Annotated in this window: 1 protein-coding gene; it reads right to left on the bottom strand. The window is 69.8% G+C overall.

Going from position 1 to position 1,601, the window contains the following annotated elements; all coding sequences use genetic code 11:
* Positions 1 to 53 precede the first annotated feature (53 nt).
* Positions 54 to 1,253, bottom strand: a complete 1,200-nt coding sequence (locus ACFY0X_RS36855; protein WP_387760890.1) for a hypothetical protein — start codon at positions 1,251 to 1,253, stop codon at positions 54 to 56.
* Positions 1,254 to 1,601: the final 348 nt, after the last annotated feature.

Genomic DNA, 1,601 nt, shown 5'->3' with positions numbered 1-1,601 from the left:
TGACGGCGAGCGGAATGCCGGTGGCATGACGAGTAGTTCCGAAGCCGGGCGCTTTAGTCCAGGACGACCGTCACGCCGCGCTCGTCAAGGATCTCCAGGACTCGGTCGAAGTAGGAGCTGCTCGCGCCGCACTCGACGGCCTGGTCGGCGAAGGTGCGACGGGCGATGTCGGAATCGTGCCAGACCAGAGTGAACGGGGGAACGACCGCTGGCCCGCCGCCGAGGCGGTCCCGGAGCCAGAAGAGGTCTCCTCCCAGTTCCCGGCCGGGGCCGAGGACGGCCTCGCCTATGGCCAGGTGAAGGCCCGGCACGTCGGTGGCGAAGCGGCCGTCGAGATGGTACTCGCCGCCGGAGCGGCCGATGCCGGGGCCGTACGGGCCACTGGTCGTCAGCCGCAGCCACGTGTACCGGCCCCGGGTGGTGAGCGGTGCCCAGAGGTTGGGCCGGCTCGGTTCGCCGTCGTACCAGGTCTCGTGAATCGCGCGGGCCTCCAGGGGCGGGCGGTCGTCGCGACGGTCCGCGAGCGCGAGGTCCAGCAGAGAGCTGCCCACGACGGAGGGCCGCACGTCAGCGATGTCGACGTCGACGCCGCGGTGGTACATGACCCGACCGTTGCGGTCCAACGCCACCAGCCACACGCACTCCCAAGGCCGGGGGTGCGGGTCCTTCAACCGTTCCAGCAACGCTTCGGTGGGCTCGCAGCCGATCAGGTGGATCGGCTCCGGCCGCGGGGGGCGCTGCGGGTACAGCCCCCGCGCTTCGAGGCAAGTGCCGAGCGGTTCGTCGCCCCACCGATGCGCCGACCGGATTTCGAAGCGGTAGGAAGTCGGGGCCTCTGGCACTGCCAGGGCCCTGTACATGGTGTTCGCGACACCGGCGCCGAGGACCAGGTCGATGTGCTCCGAGTCACCGGGCGTGGGGCGGTGGGTGATGACTGAGACGTCGACGAGCTCGACGTCCGTCGGCGATGTCATGTCGTCCGCGGCGAGGACGTCCACGACCAGGTCGCCGAGCAGCCGGTCCTCCGCAGCGGGTCGGGTGGCGAGTGCGACGAGCCGGCTGTCACGGGGGCAGCCGCGCAGAGTGACGACCTCTCGGGGCGGCGGCACTGGCGCCACGTACAGCCCCTCGACGTCGACGCAGCGCGCGAGGAGCGCGACGCGTTCGGGGTCCTCCAGGCTGGAATCGTCCTCGACGAGCAGGTAGCGCAGCGGAAGGTCCCGCTTCCAGCCGAGGAACTCCGTGACCCGCATGCGACCTCCGGTACTTGGACCTTCCGAACCGGGCCACCCTACGGCCCATCGGAAAGATGATCACCCGGGTTTTTCGCCGGTGAGAACCCCTCTAAGCAGTACTGACCTTCCGCCGATGGCGGTACCCGTTACACACCACCAGCCAGCGGCCGCCCTCGTCACGCTGGTCGGATAACTCGGCTATGTAAGGCATTGACCTCGGCCCCAGCCCGGCGGCCAGCATCCGTCGGGCACCCTCCCGGATGATCTCGTCCAGCAGCGACGCTCCGCCGGCGGTCGTACCGTCGGTGCTGGATACGGTGAGCACGGACGTGCCTTCCCAACCGACGCACCCACGTCGACCTTGCT

The sequence above is a fragment of the Kitasatospora sp. NPDC001547 genome (assembly GCF_042894165.1).
Taxonomy (GTDB): Bacteria; Actinomycetota; Actinomycetes; order Streptomycetales; family Streptomycetaceae; genus Kitasatospora.
Note: the sequence above shows the minus strand (reverse complement) of the source record. Positions and strands in the feature narration are given on the sequence as shown.